Below are 2,308 nucleotides of genomic sequence, written 5' to 3' on the forward strand. Positions count from 1 at the left end.
TGCGTCTGCAGCATCAGCGACCACAGGCCGACGGCAATGCCGTCCCGCGCATTCGTGAACAGCACCGAGAACAGCGGCTGGTCGACCGACGTATCGAGCCGCTGCGTGACCCACGTGTCGCCGCCGTCGTCGGTCGCGAGAATCGCGCCCCACTGGCCGACGGCCCAGCCGTGCTTCGCATCGGCGAACGACACGGCCGACAGCGTCGCCGATACCGGCACGCGCCGCGCCTGCCGCCAGGTCTTGCCGTCGTCGTCGGACAGCAGCACGATGCCGTGCTCGCCGACCGCGACGATCCGCGAACCGGCGCGCGTCGCATCCATCAGCATCCGGTGCGCCGGCTCGGCCCATGCATGTGCGGGCTTCGCGGCCCAGGCCACTACCGTTCCGTCCTGCGGTTGCGCGAGGGCCGCCGCGGCGGCGCAGAGCGCGGTACAGGCAACGAGCGTCTTGATCATGGATGAATCTCCGTAGTGGTAGGCCCGGGGGTCAGTGGCTGAACAGCACCGACCAGCCCGCATGCGCGACGCCGAGCGCGATGACGGGCGGCTTGTCGGCAGCCTGCGCGGCCGCCGTCTGACGCCCGGCGTCGCCGTCGTTCGACGACGGCGCCACGGCCGGTTCGTCGACCGCGGCGTGGCGCACGCTGACGCGTTGCGCGTCGGTCGCGAATGCGTGGGCCGGCGCGGGCCGGTCCGCGACCGCTTCATCGAAGCGTGCGAAAGCGGCCGCCACGAGGCAAAGCGCGCCGCAAACAGCGAAGGTCTTGACCATGACTGGATCTCCGTCGGGATGTTGGCCGGCTTCAGTGGCTGAACAGGCCCGGTGCGCGGGCCGGCTTGCGGCGCGGGAACCACCGTTCGAGCAGCGACGCGAGCGCCGGCAGCGCGGTCATCGCCATCACCAGGTTCACGATGAACATGAACGCGAGCAGCTTGCCCATGTCGGCCTGGAACTTGAGCGCCGAGAAGCTCCACGTCGCGACGCCGATCGCCAGCGTGATCGCGGTGAAGATCGTGGCCACGCCCACTTCGAGCATCGCGTGCTGGACGGCCTTCACGATGTCCTGCCCGCCCGCGAGATGCACCTGCAGCCGGTTGTAGATGTAGAACGCGTAATCGACGCCGATGCCCACCGCCAGCACCATCACCGGCAACGTCGCGACCGTCAGCCCGATCTGCAGCTCCTTCATGAACCAGTAGCCGATGAAGGTCGCGACCGACAACGGCACGCAACAGGCGAGCATCGCGCGCCAGTCCCGATAGGCGAGGAACACGAGCACCAGGATCGCCGCATACACGTAGAGCATCATCGGCAGCTCGCTCTTCTCGACTTCGTCGTTCGTCGCCGCGAGCACGCCCGCGTTGCCCGCGGCCAGCCGCACCGTGATGCCGGGGAACGGATGCGCCGCGCGGTATTGCTTCACGTCGTCGAGGATGCGGTTGATCGTCGTCGCCTTGTGGTCGGTCAGGAACAGGTGCACGGCCGTCATCCCGCAGTCGCGGCTCATGAAGCCCTTCACGCGCGACACGTCGACCGACACCGCGCCGTAGTTCTCGGCAGCGATCGGCACGACGTTCATCTTCGGGAAGTCCTCGTTGTAGCCCTGGTTGTACGCGCGCAGCATCGCCGAGTACGACTGCACCGACACGACGCCCGGCTCGGTCTTCATCGCGGCCGCAAAGTCGTCCTCATACAGCCCGACCGCCGGGTTGTCGCAGGCCTTGCCGGTCGATTCGATCGCCACCGTCAGCCAGTCGAGACCCATGTCGTAGTTGCCGGCGATCGACGTCGCGTCGCGGTTGAAGCGCGCGTCCGCGCGCAGCTCCGGCGCGCCCGGCTGCAGCGTGCCGATCACGCGATCGCGGCTTTGCCACGCGGCGAGCGCGAAGATCGCCACCGTCAGCGCGACGGTGATGCCTGCGTACTTCGGTTCCGCCACGCGGGCGAGCACACGCAGCGGCTTCGCACGCTGCTGCGCACGCTTCAGCGAATTGTCCGCATAGGTTTTCGTGAAGTTGAAGCACGATGCCGCGACGGGCAGCAGGATCAGGTTCGTCACGATCTTGTACGCGACGCCGAGCGACGCGGTGATCGCCAGCTCGCGCACCATCGGGATCGGGATCAGCAACAGCGTGATGAACGACACGAACGCGGTGATCAGCGCGAGCACGCCGGGGATCAGCAGGCCGCTGAAGCTGTGGCGCGCCGCATCGAACGAACTCTGTCCGTGCGCGATCTCGCGGACGATGAAGTTCACCTGCTGCACGCCATGCGACACGCCGATCGCGAACACGAGGAACGGCAC

The 2,308-nt window shown here is 67.9% G+C and carries 3 protein-coding genes; all 3 read right to left on the reverse strand.

The window, feature by feature from the left end; all coding sequences use genetic code 11:
• Nucleotides 1-458, reverse strand: a 458-nt coding sequence (locus HWW87_RS36825) for a YCF48-related protein (RefSeq protein WP_244107420.1), incomplete at its 3' end; no start/stop codon positions are given.
• Between the two features lie 31 nt (nt 459-489).
• Entirely contained in the window at nt 490-774 is a 285-nt protein-coding gene (locus HWW87_RS36830; RefSeq protein WP_175824376.1) for a hypothetical protein, read from the reverse strand.
• Between the two features lie 31 nt (nt 775-805).
• A partial coding sequence (locus HWW87_RS36835; protein WP_175824377.1) for an efflux RND transporter permease subunit occupies nt 806-2,308 on the reverse strand: 1,503 nt, incomplete at its 5' end.

Source organism: Burkholderia sp. BCC0419 (genome assembly GCF_902830285.1).
In the GTDB taxonomy this organism is placed as follows: domain Bacteria; phylum Pseudomonadota; class Gammaproteobacteria; order Burkholderiales; family Burkholderiaceae; genus Burkholderia.

Excerpts from the sequence above, each read along its gene's own strand:
- HWW87_RS36830 (WP_175824376.1), bottom strand. The coding sequence starts at position 774 with ATGGTCAAGACCTTCGCTGTTTGCGGCGCGCTTTGCCTCGTGGCGGCC.